1 protein-coding gene is annotated in these 266 nt (G+C 45.1%); it reads left to right on the top strand.

The genetic code is table 11. From position 1 onward, the window contains the following. A partial coding sequence (locus tag AYW76_RS18730) for a type II secretion system protein GspK (RefSeq protein ID WP_197467859.1) occupies positions 1–251 on the top strand: 251 nt, incomplete at its 5' end. Positions 252–266: the final 15 nt, after the last annotated feature.

The following is a 266-nucleotide window of genomic DNA, read 5'->3' as shown; positions in this document are numbered from 1 at the left end:
GGGAAAGCGTAGATGATTTTTTAAACGAAAAAGAGTTTGCCAACGTAACCGATGAGGTTCGCAAAGAGGGTAAAGGTTACTTGGCGGTGACCAGTGCCTATTTTGAACTGGATGTTGAATTATTGGTTGGGGAGTCTCGAGTGAGAGTTCGCAGCTTGCTATTTAGTAGTGATAAACAAACTGCGACGGTCATTAGCCGTCGCTTCGGAGGTATCGGTGAACGAGTTTCTGATCGTTCGACTGACAAATAATACCGCTCAGGCTAT

This window comes from Marinomonas gallaica, from assembly GCF_001639745.1.
Taxonomy (GTDB): Bacteria; Pseudomonadota; Gammaproteobacteria; order Pseudomonadales; family Marinomonadaceae; genus Marinomonas; species Marinomonas gallaica.
This window is presented reverse-complemented; position numbering and strand designations above follow the sequence as displayed.